At 68.7% G+C, this 14955-nt stretch carries 15 protein-coding genes and 1 tRNA gene; 9 read left to right on the plus strand and 7 right to left on the minus strand.

Annotated elements, in window-relative coordinates; all coding sequences use genetic code 11:
• Nucleotides 1–72: 72 nt before the first annotated feature.
• Nucleotides 73–2115 (minus strand): serine protease, encoded by a 2043-nt coding sequence (locus tag ML539_RS03435; RefSeq protein WP_243320660.1) that lies wholly within the window; start codon nt 2113–2115, stop codon nt 73–75.
• Between the two features lie 168 nt (nt 2116–2283).
• On the opposite strand from ML539_RS03435, the gene ML539_RS03440 reads away from it, so the two are divergent.
• The 6 genes from ML539_RS03440 (at nt 2284) to ML539_RS03465 (ending at nt 7371) form a co-directional block, all read left to right on the plus strand.
• On the plus strand, nt 2284–3093 hold the full coding sequence (locus ML539_RS03440; protein WP_243320662.1) for a ribonuclease HII: 810 nt from the start codon (nt 2284–2286) through the stop codon (nt 3091–3093).
• Entirely contained in the window at nt 3090–3470 is a 381-nt protein-coding gene (locus ML539_RS03445) for an NUDIX domain-containing protein (protein WP_243320665.1), read from the plus strand. Before ML539_RS03440 ends, ML539_RS03445 begins: the two co-directional genes overlap by 4 nt.
• A 37-nt stretch (nt 3471–3507) precedes the next feature.
• Nucleotides 3508–4797: a hypothetical protein gene (locus tag ML539_RS03450; protein WP_243320667.1), complete on the plus strand. Its 1290-nt coding sequence runs from the start codon at nt 3508–3510 to the stop codon at nt 4795–4797.
• Between the two features lie 66 nt (nt 4798–4863).
• Nucleotides 4864–5586, plus strand: a complete 723-nt coding sequence (gene pal, locus ML539_RS03455; protein WP_243320668.1) for a peptidoglycan-associated lipoprotein Pal — start codon at nt 4864–4866, stop codon at nt 5584–5586.
• A 74-nt stretch (nt 5587–5660) separates the two neighbouring features.
• Nucleotides 5661–6377, plus strand: coding sequence for a tetratricopeptide repeat protein (locus tag ML539_RS03460; protein WP_243320670.1), 717 nt, complete (start codon nt 5661–5663; stop codon nt 6375–6377).
• Between the two features lie 4 nt (nt 6378–6381).
• Nucleotides 6382–7371, plus strand: coding sequence for a hypothetical protein (locus ML539_RS03465; RefSeq protein WP_243320672.1), 990 nt, complete (start codon nt 6382–6384; stop codon nt 7369–7371).
• Nucleotides 7372–7392: 21 nt separating this feature from the next.
• On the opposite strand, the gene ML539_RS03470 is transcribed toward ML539_RS03465, so the two are convergent.
• Both ML539_RS03470 and ML539_RS03475 read right to left on the minus strand, forming a co-directional pair.
• Nucleotides 7393–8277 (minus strand): aldo/keto reductase, encoded by an 885-nt coding sequence (locus ML539_RS03470; protein ID WP_243320673.1) that lies wholly within the window; start codon nt 8275–8277, stop codon nt 7393–7395.
• Nucleotides 8278–8288: 11 nt separating this feature from the next.
• Nucleotides 8289–9383, minus strand: coding sequence for a hypothetical protein (locus ML539_RS03475; RefSeq protein ID WP_243320675.1), 1095 nt, complete (start codon nt 9381–9383; stop codon nt 8289–8291).
• 143 nt (nt 9384–9526) lie between these two features.
• Here ML539_RS03475 and ML539_RS03480 point away from each other — a divergent pair, with 143 nt between their 5' ends.
• The gene (locus ML539_RS03480) at nt 9527–10927 is read left to right on the plus strand and encodes a kelch repeat-containing protein (RefSeq protein ID WP_243320677.1); all 1401 of its coding nucleotides are present in this window, start codon (nt 9527–9529) and stop codon (nt 10925–10927) included.
• Between the two features lie 56 nt (nt 10928–10983).
• On the opposite strand, the gene ML539_RS03485 is transcribed toward ML539_RS03480, so the two are convergent.
• The 3 genes from ML539_RS03485 to aroF all read right to left on the minus strand — a co-directional run bounded on the left by ML539_RS03485 (nt 10984) and on the right by aroF (nt 12550).
• Nucleotides 10984–11069, minus strand: a tRNA-Leu gene (locus ML539_RS03485).
• 66 nt (nt 11070–11135) lie between these two features.
• On the minus strand, nt 11136–11480 hold the full coding sequence (gene secG / locus ML539_RS03490; protein ID WP_243320678.1) for a preprotein translocase subunit SecG: 345 nt from the start codon (nt 11478–11480) through the stop codon (nt 11136–11138).
• 38 nt (nt 11481–11518) lie between these two features.
• Nucleotides 11519–12550, minus strand: coding sequence for a 3-deoxy-7-phosphoheptulonate synthase (gene aroF, locus ML539_RS03495; RefSeq protein ID WP_243320681.1), 1032 nt, complete (start codon nt 12548–12550; stop codon nt 11519–11521).
• 94 nt (nt 12551–12644) lie between these two features.
• Here aroF and ML539_RS03500 point away from each other — a divergent pair, with 94 nt between their 5' ends.
• Both ML539_RS03500 and ML539_RS03505 read left to right on the plus strand, forming a co-directional pair.
• Entirely contained in the window at nt 12645–13391 is a 747-nt protein-coding gene (locus ML539_RS03500) for a hypothetical protein (RefSeq protein ID WP_243320682.1), read from the plus strand.
• Complete coding sequence (locus ML539_RS03505; protein ID WP_243320684.1) at nt 13391–14122, plus strand: zf-TFIIB domain-containing protein; 732 nt, start codon at nt 13391–13393, stop codon at nt 14120–14122. Before ML539_RS03500 ends, ML539_RS03505 begins: the two co-directional genes overlap by 1 nt.
• On the opposite strand, the gene tpiA is transcribed toward ML539_RS03505, so the two are convergent.
• A complete protein-coding gene (tpiA, locus tag ML539_RS03510; protein ID WP_243320686.1) occupies nt 14123–14857 on the minus strand; it encodes a triose-phosphate isomerase in 735 nt (244 codons plus the stop codon). It lies immediately after the preceding gene.
• Nucleotides 14858–14955: the final 98 nt, after the last annotated feature.

Consider the following 14955-nt stretch of genomic DNA (forward strand, 5'->3'; position numbering starts at 1 on the left):
ACCTGGCTGATCGCCTGGGAATCCCTGAAGTGCTGAACGGGCGCCGGCCCTCGCGGACCGGCGCCGGGCAGGTCACTTGGCGGCGTTGTGCGCGGCTGGCGCGTGCGCCTGAACCACCTGGGCCTCGGAGGCGCCGGTCGCGGGGGTGATGACGCGAAGCAGGGCCTGGAGACGGGTCTGCATCTCCTTGTCGTCCACCTTGCCCACCCGGGCCAGGTAGAGGGTGAACAGATCGGGACTGTCCGCGTTCGTCGTGCCCGGCTTCAGGAAGGCCTGGTGCACCGCGGCGATGCGGCTGGCACCCTCCTCTTCGAAGGTCCGCCGGGTGTAGGGGTGACGCTGCTTGGCGATCTCCTTCCAGCTCTTTTGATCGCCATTCGGCATGTTCGGCGTGGGGTGGAGATGCTTCAGCAGGACGAAGTAGTTGTCTTCCTCGTCTTCGGAAATGCTCACGCGGCGCAGGTCCCAGACCACATCCCCGCCCTTCCGGGAGAAGCCCATGTTCAGGATGAGAAAGGCCTTCGGGGAGAGCTCGACCTGGCTGGAATCCAGCTCGAGCCTTGTCCAGAGCGCCTGCAGGCGGAGGTGCTTGCCCTCCTTGAAGTCGAAGGCCATGTCCTTCAGGGCCGAGGGCAGGCGGTCCCGGTGCTTCAGGTACTCCACCCAGTCCCGCAGCTCGCCGGCGTAGGGGATGTAGGTGTAGTCGAGAAACTTGGGAAGGTCGTAGAGCCAGGGCATGAGGCTGGACGAGTCCACGAACTTGACGGCCATGACCACGCCGCCGGGGACCAGGGTGGTGTAGGTCAGGACGGAGCCATCATCGTAGGGTGTGAACCAGATGGCCTGCTGCCAGGGGCGCCCGAGGCGGTCTACATGGGGCTGCACCTGGTAGGGGTCTCCGAAGGAGGTGACCCGGATGTCCTGCCCGCCCACGGTGCGGGTGACTCGGGCTCCTTTCAGCAGCAGGTCCATGGCGACCCTGGGCTTGGCCAGGAGATCGCCAACGGCCACGTCGTCCGGATGACGGAGCATGAAGAGGTAGACATTGTCGGCCTGGGCATAGAGGAGGCGGCCGTTCTTCGGGAGATCGTTCTTCTTGTATTCCAGGCCCGAGATCGCCCAGGTCTTGGTGGTCGTGTCGCGGAAGATCACTTCGGGCTTGCCGCTGGTGGGAATGTCCCCGATGGCCGCCTCGCTGGCCTCGCCCTCGGGGAACAGCTCCCCCCGGAGACTCGCGAACAGGGCATCCATGGACTGGATGTAGAAGGTCTTCTCCCGGGCGGCGATTTCCTGCCTGAGCTCGGAGTACGGGCGCGGCAGGGGGAGATCGAACACTCGGTCCAGCGCCTTCGATTTCTCGGGGAAGAGGGAGAAGCTGAAGGTCACCTTGTTGAAGAAGGCGGCCCTGTCGGGTTTCATGGCCTTCAGCTCGGCGGTGGGCAGGGAATAGCAGATGTTGTCCTTCTTCCCGAGGACCACGCCCACCACTCGGCCCTGGGGATCCACCAGCGGACCGCCCGAGTTGCCTGGATTCACGCCGGCGCTGCTCTTCAGCAGGTTCCAGGCGCCGCTCATGGGTTCGGGAAGGGTGCCGATCACCTCGCCGGGCCGGATCACGAGGCCTTCTCCGTAGGCGTTCCCCACGGTGAAGACCGGCTCGTTCTCGCGGAAACCGGGGCGCAGGTCCAGCCACCGGTCGAAGGTGCGCCCCTTGACCGAGAACCGGATCACGTCCCGCTGCTCATCCAGGGCCAGGATGCGGTCCACTTCCCAGACGTTCTGCTTGGCGTCGCGGATGTAGCAGGTGGTGTAGCCCCTGGAGGCGTGGATGGACCGGAACACGTGGTGAGCCGTCACCAGCTCGTTCTTCGAGACGGCGAAGGCGGTTCCGATGGAGATGTAGGGATCGTTCCGGAGGTTGAAGGGGACCAGGTCCCAGGGGAGTTCCTTCTCATAGGACACGGGGTCCTTGGCGGGGTCGGGGCGGGCGACCACCACCTCGAAGCTGGCTTCCGTGACGCGGGCCTTCACGGCCGGGGCCAGGGCGGTCTCCTGGCCCAGGAGGGCGGTGGCGGCCACCAGGCAAGGGAGCAGCAGAGGGATCAGCAGTCGCATGGGTCTTCCTTCGTCTGGCTGGGACCTGGGTCCATCCGTGAGGGGGGATGGCTCGAGTGTATTCGAAAAAAGGAGCGCGTCCGGTGGACTTGGGATCCATTCCCTTCGGGGGTACCTTGGTCGCATGGCGATGGAATCTTTTGATCTGCAGGCGCGGGGCGGGGCCCGATGAATCCCCTGGATTGGGACCTGGGCAATGTTCCGCCGGGGGTGCCGTGGGGCGGCGTGGACGAGGCGGGCCGGGGGGCCTGGGCCGGGCCGGTGGTGGCCGCCTGTGCGGTGCTGGACGCGGACACGGTGCGACGCTGGGCCCATGTGCTGAGGGGCGTCCGGGACAGCAAGCAGCTGAACCCCGAGAAGCGCGAGGTCATGGCGGCAGAGCTGAAGTCCATCCTCCCCGCCTACGGCATCGCCGAGATGGACCCGATGGCGATCGATCGGGAGAACATCCTCGAGGCCACCATGATGGCCATGCGGCAGGCGGCGAAGGATCTCTCCATCCGTCCCCGCATCCTGTTCGTGGACGGCAACCGTGCCCCCGGGACGGGCCTGCTGGAGCGGCTGGTGGTGGACGGGGATGCCATCAGCTGCGCCATCGGGGCCGCGAGCATCCTGGCCAAGGCCCACCGGGACGCGCTCATGATCGCCATGGAGGAGCTTCATCCTGGCTACGGCTTCGGGCAGCACAAAGGCTACGGGACTGCCCTTCACCGGGCCCGGATCGTCGAGCTGGGCGTCTCCCCGATCCACCGCATCAGCTATGCGCCAGTCGCGGCCATGCAGCAGGTGGATGAAGGCCTTCGCGAGGCGCTTCGCCACAGTCTGGACACCTGCGCCTCGGTGGCGGAGCTGCAGGCCTGGGTGCAGACGGACCTTCGGCCCGCCTACGGCCGGCTGAAGCTCGTGTGGGTGGAAACGCTCCGCCGCCGGTATGCGGATCGGCTCGCCCGGTTCGCCAGCGAAGAAGGTCTTGAATGACCGATGTGGCGCTGGCCCTGATCCAGTCCCGAGGGCGCTGGTTCCTCCAGCGCCGGGCGCCCTCGAATCCGGTGATGCCGGGGCTGTGGGAATTCCCGGGCGGGAAGGTGGAGGCCCGGGAGACTCCCCTCGACGCGCTTCGCCGGGAGCTCCTGGAAGAGGTCGGCATGAAGCCCGAAGCAGCCACCGCGCTGCCGACGCTGGAGGGGCCCGTGCGTCTCCATCCGTTCGTGGTCCATGGGGCGGGTGCCCCCCGGACCGAGCTGGCCTGGGGGTGGTTCACCCTGGAGGAGATGGCGCATCTTCCCATTCCGCCGGCCAACGTCGAACTCATCGGCCGCCTCAATGGGGTCCCGTCTCCGGATGTCGCGGACTGATCTGATAGGCTGGACTCTCCCCAGGCCCGGAGCTGCCATGCCTCGATTCTTCATTCGGACCTTCCTGTGCGCCTTGGCCGCGCTGACCGCGCTGGCGCTCCAGGCCCAGCAGACCGAAGTGGTGTTGAGCGCATCCAGCAGCGCGAAACTGGTGCTGGGGATGGCTTCGCCGAAGGTTTCCGGCATCGAGGACAGCCAGGTCGCCACGGAATTCACGGCCGTGCTCAAGCGGGATCTCGACGAGACCGGCGTGTTCGCGGTGCTGCAGGAGCGGCTGCCCGCCGATGGCGCCCCCGTGAAAGCCTGGAAGGAGGCGGGCGCCCAGTGGCTGCTGAATGTCCGTCTCACGAGGGGGGCTGCGGGGGACCTGCAGCTTGAAGCCTCCGCGATCGACACCGCCGCGGAGAAAGCCGTGTTCACCAAGCCCTACAAGGCGGATCGCATGGTTCCCCTGCGGCGAATGGCCCACGCGCTGGCCGACGACCTTGTGGCCCGGTTGACGGGCGAGCGCGGTGTGGCCTCCAGCCGGGTGGTGTTCGTCCGCCAGACAGCACCTGGAGTGAAGGAACTGTTCCAGATCGATCGTGACGGCGCGAACCTGGTGCAGCTCACGCGCCACGGCAGCCTCACCCTGTCGCCCACGGTGGCGTCCGATGGCCGGCTGGCCTATGTGACCTACAAGGGCGGGGCGCCCGAAATCTGGGGTCAGCGCCGCAGGGATGGCGCCCACGAGAAGCTCTATCCGGCGACCGGTTCCGGGGTCATGGTCTCCTCCCCGGCCTGGTCTCCGGATGGCCGCCGCTTGGCCTTCGTGCAGGGCGATCGGCGCGGCAACAGCGACATCATGGTGCTGGACCTGGACACGGGACGCGCACGGCGTCTGACCGACGGTAATGGCATCAATACTGAACCAAGCTGGAACCCCAACGGCACACAGATCGCGTTCACCTCTGATCGCGAGGGCGGCCCGCAGGTGTTTCTCATGCAGGACGATGGCTCCAACCTCCGCCGCCTGACCAGTGAAGGGTTGTACAACGCCAGCCCGGCCTGGAGCCCCAACGGCGCCATGATCGCGTATGTCTCGCGATTCGAGGGCAAGTTCGATCTTTTTATCTATAAGTTGGGGGAAGGAAAGGCCTATCAGATCACCACCGGCGTGAGCACTTCCGAATCGCCGGCCTGGTCCCCCGACGAGCGCCGGCTTGTGTTCACCAGCAATCGCTTCGGCTCCATGCAGATCTTCACCACAGATCTGTCCGGCCGCCAGGTGGTGCGGATGACTGAACTTGCGGGTTGCCAGAGTCCCAAATGGACTAGGGCGCGTTAAAAAATAAATCGCATTTACCTGAGTACTGTCCATCTATACTCAGGCTCATCCAGGAGGAACAACCCTATGAGATACGGAACCTACCTCGTCCCCGCTGCCATCGTGCTCACGCTCGGCAGCCTCGCCTGCAAGCCCCCCAAGACCGCGGAAGAGATCAAGGCCGAGACCCAGGCGGCGTTCAACGAGGGTTACCAGGCGTTCAAGGATGGCAAGGCCCGCGACACCAACCCCTACGTGAACGCGAAGGACGCCAAGGAGAACCAGCACAAGGTGACGGGCTGGTACGAGGGTTGGGACAAGGCCAAGGCCGACAAGGATGCCGCTGACAAGGCCGCCGCCGAGAAGGCCGCCGCCGAGGAAGCCGCCCGCAAGGCCGCCGCCGAGAAGGCCGCCGCCGAGGAAGCCGCCCGCAAGGCCGCCGAGGCTGAGAAGGCTGCCGCCTTCAAGCGCGCCGCCGAGGCCGCCCTCAAGACCATCCACTTCGACTTCGACAAGTCGGACATCAAGGAGAACGATCGCGCGCTGCTCCAGGGCATCGCCGACTTCATGAAGGCCTACCCCGCCGCCAAGGTCGAGATCGAAGGCCACTGCGACGAGCGCGGCACCAACGAGTACAACCTGGCCCTCGGCAACCGCCGCGCCGCCGCCGCCCTGGCCTACCTGAAGACCCTGGGCGTGGACGAGGCCCGCTTCACCACCATCAGCTATGGCAAGGAGAAGCCCCTCTGCACCGAGGCCAAGGAGGCCTGCTGGAGCCAGAACCGCCGCGGCGAGTTCAAGCTGAAGTAGTCGTTCCGAAGGACGCGAAGCGGGGGCCTCGGCCCCCGCTTTTCGTTTAGGATGAAGAAAGTCCCGGAGTCCCCATGAGCGCCCGCGCGATGCTGTTCCCCGTCCTGGCCGCGATCCTCGCCGTTGGCTGCAGTTCCGAAGACCAGCTCCGCCGCGTGGAGCAGGAAGTCGGCGACCTCAAGCTCGAGGTCTTCAAGCTGCGCCAGCAGGTCGAGGACGGCAACAAACGCGCCGAGGCCGAGCAGAAGGCCGCCCAGGAGGCCCGTGGCCAGGACCGCCGCTTCCAGGCCGATCTGCAGGAGAGCCTGCGCCAGGTGCAGGACACCACGCGGGTGCTGAACAACCGCCTGAACAGCATGCCCCGAGGGGCGGCGGCGCGGCCCGCAGCCGCCGAGGGCCAACCCGCGCAAGTGTCCGACGAGGAGCGCGCTTTCAACGCTGCGGTGCTGGACTACAACCGCGGCAACTATCCGCTGGCCGCCGAAGGCTTCAACCTCTTCCTGAAGAACCACTCGCAGAGCGCGAAGCGTCCCGACGCCCTGTTCTTCCTCGGCCTCTCCCACTACAACCTGAGGGCCTACGACAAGGCCCAGCAGGCATTCGAGCGGATCATCAAGGATCATGCGGCCTCCTCCCAGTTCCTGCCCGCCAAGCTCAAGCGAGCCCAGTGCCTGCTCAAGCAGGGCCTCAAGCCGGCGGCCGTGAAGGCCTTCCGCGAGCTGGTGGATGGGTTCTCCGGCAGCGCCGAGGCCCGCACGGCCCAGCAGGAACTGAGCGACCTGGGACTCTGAGCGCATGAGCGTCGAAAGCTGGCGGGTCCCCGTCCGCATTGATTTCGCGGGCGGAACCCTGGATCTCTGGCCCATCTACGCCATGATGGGCGGCTGTGTCACCGTGAACGCCGCCGTGGATCTGTGGGTCGAGCTGGAGGTGAGGCGGGGCGGAGCCGGCCACCGGATCACCAGCCGGGACTTGGCGATCGATCTTGCCTTCGGCGCCTGGCCGACGGAACCGCCGGAAGGGTTGTCCTGGGTGTGGCGAGTGCTGGACGCCTCGGGTGTGCCGCCGACGGCCCTGTCCATCCACAGCCCCGTGCCGCAGGGTTCGGGCCTGGGGGTGTCCTCCTGCCTTGGCGTGGGCCTGCTGGGCACCGCCATTGGCGAGGAAGCCGGTGAAAGTCTGGCCCGCAAGGTGCCGATTCTAAGGGACCTGGAAAGTCGGGAGCTTCAAGCTCCGGCGGGCTGGCAGGACTACTATCCGGCGGCCCTGGGCGGGGCCCTGGCCCTGCACTGGGACGGCCCGGAGCCCCGCTGGGAGCGCCTGGAGCCCCATCCCGGCCTGCTGGCGGACCTGGTGGTGTTCTACACCGGCAGGCCCCACCACTCGGGCCTCACCAACTGGGAAGCCTACAAGCGCTTCGTCGAGGGTGACCGCCAGACCCGCCAGGCCCTGGCTGAGATCCGGGAGATCGCCTGGGACATGGCCGCGGCCCTGGCTGGGGACCCCGCCGCGGTGGCCGCCCTGCTGGAGCGCGAGGGGCAGGCCCGGGTGCGGCTCTCCCCGGCGGTGGAGACGGACACCATGCGCGCCGTGCGCGACCGTGGCCATCGAGAGGGCTGGTACGCTGGCATGAAGCCCTGCGGCGCCGGCGGGGGCGGCTGCTGCCTGCTGGTGGTGAAGGATGGCATGCGGGAAACCGCCGAAGCCGCCCTGAGAGACATGGGCCTGCCCCCTCTGGACTTGCGGATCACGCCGCAGGGGCTGCACCGGGTCCAAGCCTCCTGACCTGGATCGGAGGCCGGGACTTCAGATCTGGCCGTCCCATCCGTCGTCGCAGGCGGCGAAGGCAGCCTGGATGGCGGCCACCAGGTCCGCCGGAAGGGGCCCCTTCTCGAGAAGGCGGAAGTTGGCTTTCAGGTGCTCAAGCTTGGTGGTGCCGACGATGCAGCTGGACATGCCTACGTGGAAGGCGGCAAAGCGCAGGGCCAGCTCTGGCCAGTCCAGGTCCCCGGGATCAAGGCCCATGGCCTTCAGGCGCGCCCAGTAGACTTCGCAATATTCTCCCGCCGGACGTTCGGCCCAGCGCCAGGGGGCATTGGCCAGGGGACGCTTCGCGATGAGTCCCAGACCCTGAGCCCGGGTGACGGAAAGGGTGTCGCCCAGGACCCTCTGGTCGCAGAGGTTGAGCGAGCACTGCACCCCATCGAAGCGCCCGGAAGCCAGGGCGAAGGCCATGGCCTCGTTCTCGCCCGAATAGGCCATGGCCCGGATCTTCCCGGCGGCCTTGGCCTGCTCGAGGGCCTCGATGACGCCGCCCTGGGCGAGGATCTCCCGGGGGCAGGAGTGCAGGTGAACGATGTCGAGGTGGTCCGTGCGGAGGACCTTCAGGGCCCGGTCCACGCCCGCGGCCACGCAGGCATGGGTCCAGTCCTCCAGCCCTTCGACGCCGTACCCCACCTTGGTGGAGAGGATGAATTCGCCGCGCCGCCCGGCCAGGTGCCGCCCGATGCGCTCTTCCGAAAGCCCGTAGCCCCGGGCGGTGTCCAGCAGGGTGACGCCCGCGTCCAGCAGGCCATGGAGGAAGGCGCCGCAGTCCTTTTCGCCGAAAGCCGGATCGCCGATGTGGCCGGCCCCGAAGCCCAGGAGGCTCACAGCCATGCCGGTGGAGCCGTAGGGGCGCAGGATCGGCATGGGGTTTCCTCCTAGGCCTTGGACAGGTTCTGGATCAGCAGGGCGGAGTCCGGCGCCTCCAGGGGCGCCTGGCCGGGGGTGGCCAGCAGGTCCCGCAGGCGCTGATCCCGCTTTCCGAAGGGAAGGCGGGTGAGGTCGCCCACGGGGACCCAGCGCAGGCTCTTTGCGGCCTCGAAGCGTGCCTCGAGGCGCAGGTACAGGGGACTCACGGCCTCACGGCGATGGGTGTAGACCTGGGTCCAGCCGGGCCATGCGACGAGGGCCGGTGCCTCGGAGGCCACGCTGCCTGCTGGGATCGCCTCCGCATCGAGTGTTGGCCAGCGCCATAGACCAGCCAGCAGGCCACTGGCGGCGGGGGCATGGAGCAGCATGTGGCCCTCGGCTTCCATGGCCACCAGCCAGAGGGCCGAGGCTTTCGGTACTGCCCGCTTCGCCACGGGCGGGATCTCCGCCGTTCGGCTGGCCAGTCGGGCACCGCAGATCTCCGCCAGGGGGCAGGATCCGCAGCCAGCGACGGGCGCGCAGACCGTGGCTCCCAGCTCCATGAGGGCCTGGGTCAGGCGCGAGGGACCATGGGCCACGAGGGCAGGGGCGAGCCACGTGCGCAGGTCCCCGGCCCGCGCCTTGGGATCGCCCTCGATCAGCAGCAGCCGGGCCAGGACCCGGAAGGCATTGCCATCCAGGGCGGGCGCGGGCCACTGGAAGGCGATGGATCCCACGGCGGCGGCGGTGTAGGGCCCCAGGCCAGGGAGGCCAGTGAGTCCCACCAGATCGCGGGGCCAGCCCTCGGCGGCGATGCTCCCAGCGGCGGCCTTCAGGAACCGTGCGCGGCGGTAGTAGCCGAGGCCTTCCCAGGCCTTGTGGACGGTGTCCTCATCAGCTTCCGCGAGGTCCTGCGGCGTGGGAAAGCGATCCATCCAGCGTTTGAAGTAGGGGACCACCGTGGCCACCTGGGTCTGCTGGAGCATCAGCTCGGAAACCAAAACCGCATAGGGATCCGGATGGGGCGCGTCGAGGTCCGCGGCCCGCCAGGGCAGGTCCCGTCGGGAGGTTTCGAACCAGGGAGCCAGGGGGGCGAGAAGGGCGGGGGCGGGAGGCCAGGACATACCCAGACCCTACCATTCAGGGGCCCGGCCGCCCGGACGGTTCGCAGGCGAGACGGCGAGTTCCTGGCAGCGAAATTGGGGGTATTCGGAACGTTCGACCCGCATTAGAATCATTCTTTTTTCATGGATGAATGATGAAAATTATGGCTGAGGCATTCCGTTCGACGCTGGTGTTCCTCGGAGTGGGGGCAGGGCTGGCCACCATCTGGGCCTGCGGCGGCGGGGGCTCCGGCGCCGTCGCAACCCCGGCTCCCGTCGCGCTGAAGCTCCTACCCGCCACCAGCGACATCAAGGTGGGTGGCGCCCTGCAGGTGTGGGCGGAGGACGCCCAGGGTCATGCGGTTCCGGCAGCCTTCTCGGTGGTGGAGCCCCAGGGTGGCACGGTGGACGCCAGTGGTCGGTACCAGGCGCCACTCACGGCCGGGACCTACCACCTCCGGGCCACGAGCAGCCAGGTCCCCGGGGCCGTCGCCGAGGCGCCCGTGACGGTCTCCGCATACCTGGCCAGCCTCGTCCCGGCCGCCCCCGCCCAGTTCACCCGCTCGGACCACAGCGCCACCCTGCTGCCGGACGGCAGCGTGCTGCTGGCGGGCGGGATGGAGTCCAGCCAGCTCGAGCGGTACCTGCCCTCCTCAGGGGCCTTCATCCCGGCCGGCGACCTCGGGACCAGGCGCTGGGCCCACCAGGCCTCGGTTCTCCCGGGGGGTGGCGTGCTGCTGACGGGAGGTGTCTACGGCACGAGCGTCCTGTCCACCGCCCAGGTCTACGAGGCCGGAACCGGCCCGCGTGCGGTGGGGACCCTGACGGCCACCCGGATGCTCCACGCGGCGGCGGAGCTGACGGATGGGCGCGTCCTGCTGGCAGGCGGGCTGCCCGCCACGGGTTCGGATGTCTACGCCACGTCCACCTCGGAAATCTTCAACCCCGCCTCGGGTGCGTTCACCCCGTCGGGGTCCATGGCTTCACCCCGGACCGGCCACACGGCGACTCGCCTGCCGGACGGGAAGGTGCTCATCGCCGGCGGGCGGAACAGCACCTGCTTGTACGGATGCCCGGAGTTGACCTGGGCCTCCGCCGAGCTCTACGACCCCGCCACGGGCACGTTCACGCCCACAGGGAGCATGGCCCAGGCCAGGTACGGGCACACGGCGACGCCACTGCCGGATGGCCGCGTCCTGATCGCCGGAGGGACCACGCCGGACCTGCCGGACACGGATGTGTCCTCCTCCCTGGAGATCTACGATCCAGCCACGGGAACCTTCGCCGCCGCGGGGAGCATGCTCCGGCCCCGGAGCCACCACACGGCCACCCTTCTTACGGATGGGCGGATCCTCCTGGCCCACGGGCGGACCCAGGGCGAGGGCTCCCTCGCGTCGGCCACGCTCGAAGTGTTCGATCCGCTCCTGTCCAAGAGCACCCTGCTGACCTCGAACCTGACCACCCGCTACCGCCACACGGCGACGCGCCTGCTGTCGGGCGACGTGCTCCTGGCCGGCGGCACCGAGGGCGGCGGCGGCATCAAGCTGACCGAAGTGTTCCGGTAGGCGTCCGCCTCCAGCCTGAAACCAAAAAACGAGCGCCGGATGGCGCTCGTTTCGTTTGGTGCCCGCGAGCAGACTCGAACTGCTACGGCTTGTGGCCACCACCCCCTCAAGATGGCGTGTCTACCAATTTCACCACGCGGGCACGTGGAACAACCATCTTCACCCAAAGCGCGGACGCGGTCAATGCCCGGTTTCGCGCGGGGAGGACCTACTTCTTCTCGGTCGCGTGCGAGGGCGCGGGCGCGGGAAGGGGAACGGCGGGAGCGGGCGCGGGCGCCGTGGCCGCGGGCTTGTCGGAGATCTTCTCCAGCACGGAGCGGCTCCCGCGGATGATCATCACTTCGATGAGCAGCGTGGTTCCCAGGAAGCCGGCGGCCAGCCAGTACGTGGCCTTGGAGAGGAAGGGCGTGGCGCCCTGGGCGCCGAAGGCGGAGTTCGCGCCGCCGCCGCCGAAGGAGGCGCCGAGGCCGCCCTTGGTGCCGGGCTGCAGCAGGATCGTCCCGATGAGCAGGACACCGAAGAGGATCAGAAGTGCGAGGGCGAGGCCATTCATGGAAACTCCGAACCTCCTAGTCTCTCACAGGGCGGAACCTACATCCAGAGCCCTGTGAGGCTGGGAGCCCGCAGGGCCTGGTGCACGGCCCTGGCCCGCTCCACCAGGCGGATGAAATCCGAGGGCAGCAGGGCCTGCGGCCCGTCGCTCAGAGCTTTCTCGGGGTTGCAGTGGGTCTCCACCAGGAGGCCATCCGCACCTGCGGCCACGCCCGCCAGGCCGCAGGGGATCACCAGGTCGCGTCGCCCCGTGGCATGGCTCGGATCCACCATGACCGGCAGGTGCGTGAGGGCCTTCGCGGCCGGGACCACGCTCACATCCAGCGTGTTGCGGGCGTGATCGGACCAGGTGCGGATGCCGCGCTCGCAGAGCACCAGGTTGCGGTTGCCCTCGCCCAGCACGTACTCCGCGGCGTAGAGCCATTCCTCCAGGGTGGCGGCGGGACCCCGCTTGAGGAGCACGGGCTTCTCGCTGCGCCCGGCCCTGCGCAGCAGGGCGAAGTTCTGCATGTTGCGCGCGCCGATCTGAACCATGTCCGCGCTGCGCTCCACATCGTCGAAGGTTTCGACTTCCGTGGCCTCGGTCACGATGCCCAGGTCGAACTCGGCCCGGACCTCCTCCAGCAGGCGCAGGCCCTCCATGCCCAGGCCCTGGAAGGCGTAGGGGCTGGTCCGGGGCTTGAAGGCGCCGGCCCGGAGGAGCTTCACGCCGGCTTCCGCCACGTAGCGGGCCACAGTGAAGAGCTGCTCCCGGCTCTCGACGCCGCAAGGACCCCCCACCAGCACCAGATCGGGCCCGCCGATCCTCACGCCACGCACGTCCACCACCGTGCGGCCTGCGGCCGCGTCCGCGCTGGCGAGCTTGTAGGGACTGGTGATGGGCACCACCCGGCGCACGCCCGCCATGGGCTCGATGCGATCAGGCTTCAGCGCCTTGGAGGCGTTCGGCGCCACGATGCTGAGGGCCTCCGGCGTCTCGTTCACCTGGCAGCGGATACCGGCGGATTCCAGCAGGGCCATGACTTCGCCGACCTCTTCACGGGTGGCGGTGGGTTCCATGAGGATGAGCATGCGGCCTCGCAGGGAAGCTCGATTCTAGCGCCCAGGTGGGACGAGCGCCTGGACACAGGGCGCAGGCGCCCCCAGACTTGGGCGCGGAGGTCCCATGCGGCGCGCCCCCATCCTGCTCCTCGTTCCTCTCTCGCTGGCCGTTGGCTGCGTCCGCCCCGAGGTGGAGGCCTTCCGGCGACAGCCCGGTCCCGTGAGCGTGTCTGTGAGCCTGCCGTCGGGCCTGGCGGACCGGGAGTCCTTCCAGAAGGAATACGCCTCGGCGCTGCGAGCCCATCTGGCCACCCGCGTGGTGGTGGTGCCCGAGGGCGTGAAGCCGCCGGTGGGGTCGGCGGAACTCCAGGTGGATATCCGGGATGTCTCTCCTGCCCCTGGCCAGCCCAGTCCCACGGCAGTGGGCGTGGCGGTGGGGGCCTCCGTGGGCGCCCTGAGCGCCGCTTCGGGCAACCGGGGCTGGGGCGTCGTGGACGGGCTCTTCTGGGGGCTTTGGGCCGGCAGCCAGGCGGCCATGGCGCAGCAGAACACCCGGGACCGGCTGGGCTATCGTCCCCAGGTGGTCCGGGCCCAAGTCCGGCTGGTGCAGCCGGGGAACCCTGAACCGCTATGGACCGAGGCCATCGAGCCCTCCGAGGTGGTCGAGGCCATGGATCCGCTGCCGCCCGGCTCGCGGGACGATGACGGCCGCATCCGCGAGGAGGAGGCCAAGGGCTTCGCCCGCGTCGTGGTGCAGAAACTTTCCTCCGAGTTCCACTGGATGCGGCTGGCGGAGCAGCGCTTCTATCAGGAGCCCGCTGCCAAGAAGGATGAGCCCGCGCCTTCTAAGCCCGAACCGAAGCAGGACTGATGGAAGCCAAGGCCCTCCGCTGCCCCGGCTGCGGCGCACCGGTCCCGCCGGACGTGCCCCAGTGCCCCTATTGCCACGCCCAACTCGCCACGGTGGCCTGCCCCGCCTGTTTCGCCTTGGTGCCGCTCTCGGCGGACCACTGCCCTTCCTGCGGCGCGGCGATGGTCCCCAGGACGCCGACCGTGGCCGACGGGTCCCCCTGTCCCGCCTGCGCGAAGCCGCTTGCCGCCAGCCAGGTCGGAGGCCTCGACACGCAGGGCTGCCTGGCCTGCGGCGGCCTGTGGCTGGACCGGACCGTGTTCGAGCAGCTGGGCGCCAGCCGGGAGCGCCAAGGTGCCGTGCTGGGAGCCCTTCCGGCGCCGCCGCTCTCGTCCGCCGCGGCGCTGGAGCCAGTGCAGTACCGTCCTTGTCCCGCCTGCGGGCAGCGCATGAACCGGGTGAACTACGCCCGGCGGTCCGGTGTGGTGCTGGATGTCTGCAAGGCCCACGGTCTCTGGTTCGACCGCGACGAGCTGCGCCGCCTGCTCGCCTTCATCGCGGGTGGTGGCCTGGACCGTGCACGGGCACGGGAGCTGGAGGACCTGAAGGAGGCCCGGCGGGCCCAGGCGCCGCAGCCCGCGGCCGGCCTGGATCTCGAGCCGCAGACCGGCGCGCCGCCTTCATGGCTCACGGCCGCCGGGTTGATGGGGCTCGCCCTGGAGGTGGCGGGCCGCTTCCTCGATCGGGATTGATCAGCCCGCCTGCTTCACCAGGGCGCCGAACTTGGCGGGATCCAGGCTGGCGCCGCCCACGAGACCGCCGGCCACCTCGGGGATCTCCAGCAGCTCTGGGAAGTTCTCGGGGGTGATGCTGCCGCCGTAGAGGATGGGTACCGGGCCGAAATTCAGGCTCATGTGTTCAGCGATCTTCGTGTTGATGAACCCGTGGGCCTGGCGGATCTGCCCAACTTCCGCGCGGAGGCCCGTGCCGATCGCCCACACCGGCTCGTAGGCCACCCAGAGGGGCGTGGGGCCGGTCTTCGCCAGGATGGAGAGCTGGCGGCCGAGAACCTCCAGGGTCCGGCCCTGTTTCCGCTCCTCGAGGGTCTCGCCCACGCAGAGCAGGGGGAGCAGATTCCAGTCCCGGGCGGCCTTCACCTTGGCTACCAGGGCCTCGTCGGTTTCCCCGAAGAGCTGGCGGCGCTCACTGTGGCCCAGGATCACCCCCGAGCAGCCGCAGTCCTGCAGCTGGGCCATGGAGATCTCGCCCGTGTAGGCGCCCTTGGGTTCCGCGTGGCCGTTCTGCCCGAAGACCCGTACCTGGCGGCTCCGGAGGCTGTCGGCCACCGGCCGGAGGAGGTGGAAGGGCGGGGCGATGGCAGCCGTCACCGAGGGCGATGGGGCGTAATCCGCCAGGAAGGCCTCGCAGAAGTTGCGGGCCTGGTTGGACAGGAAATTCATCTTCCAGTTGGCGACGACAAAGCGCATGGAAACCTCCTGAGTGGCACAGGGCCGGTCGACGGCAGCAGGGCGCGGCAATCCGCTGGGGGAGACCTAGAGGCTACCAGTGATTCACGGACTGGGCA

The sequence above is a fragment of the Geothrix sp. SG200 genome, from assembly GCF_022808935.1.
In the GTDB taxonomy this organism is placed as follows: Bacteria; Acidobacteriota; Holophagae; order Holophagales; family Holophagaceae; genus Geothrix; species Geothrix alkalitolerans.

Excerpts from the sequence above, each read along its gene's own strand:
- ML539_RS03435 (WP_243320660.1), bottom strand. The coding sequence starts at position 2,115 with ATGCGACTGCTGATCCCTCTGCTGCTCCCTTGCCTGGTGGCCGCCACC.
- ML539_RS03440 (WP_243320662.1), top strand. The coding sequence starts at position 2,284 with ATGAATCCCCTGGATTGGGACCTGGGCAATGTTCCGCCGGGGGTGCCG.
- ML539_RS03445 (WP_243320665.1), top strand. The coding sequence starts at position 3,090 with ATGACCGATGTGGCGCTGGCCCTGATCCAGTCCCGAGGGCGCTGGTTC.
- ML539_RS03450 (WP_243320667.1), top strand. The coding sequence starts at position 3,508 with ATGCCTCGATTCTTCATTCGGACCTTCCTGTGCGCCTTGGCCGCGCTG.
- pal (WP_243320668.1), top strand. The coding sequence starts at position 4,864 with ATGAGATACGGAACCTACCTCGTCCCCGCTGCCATCGTGCTCACGCTC.
- ML539_RS03460 (WP_243320670.1), top strand. The coding sequence starts at position 5,661 with ATGAGCGCCCGCGCGATGCTGTTCCCCGTCCTGGCCGCGATCCTCGCC.
- ML539_RS03465 (WP_243320672.1), top strand. The coding sequence starts at position 6,382 with ATGAGCGTCGAAAGCTGGCGGGTCCCCGTCCGCATTGATTTCGCGGGC.
- ML539_RS03470 (WP_243320673.1), bottom strand. The coding sequence starts at position 8,277 with ATGCCGATCCTGCGCCCCTACGGCTCCACCGGCATGGCTGTGAGCCTC.
- ML539_RS03475 (WP_243320675.1), bottom strand. The coding sequence starts at position 9,383 with ATGTCCTGGCCTCCCGCCCCCGCCCTTCTCGCCCCCCTGGCTCCCTGG.
- ML539_RS03480 (WP_243320677.1), top strand. The coding sequence starts at position 9,527 with ATGGCTGAGGCATTCCGTTCGACGCTGGTGTTCCTCGGAGTGGGGGCA.
- secG (WP_243320678.1), bottom strand. The coding sequence starts at position 11,480 with ATGAATGGCCTCGCCCTCGCACTTCTGATCCTCTTCGGTGTCCTGCTC.
- aroF (WP_243320681.1), bottom strand. The coding sequence starts at position 12,550 with ATGCTCATCCTCATGGAACCCACCGCCACCCGTGAAGAGGTCGGCGAA.
- ML539_RS03500 (WP_243320682.1), top strand. The coding sequence starts at position 12,645 with ATGCGGCGCGCCCCCATCCTGCTCCTCGTTCCTCTCTCGCTGGCCGTT.
- ML539_RS03505 (WP_243320684.1), top strand. The coding sequence starts at position 13,391 with ATGGAAGCCAAGGCCCTCCGCTGCCCCGGCTGCGGCGCACCGGTCCCG.
- tpiA (WP_243320686.1), bottom strand. The coding sequence starts at position 14,857 with ATGCGCTTTGTCGTCGCCAACTGGAAGATGAATTTCCTGTCCAACCAG.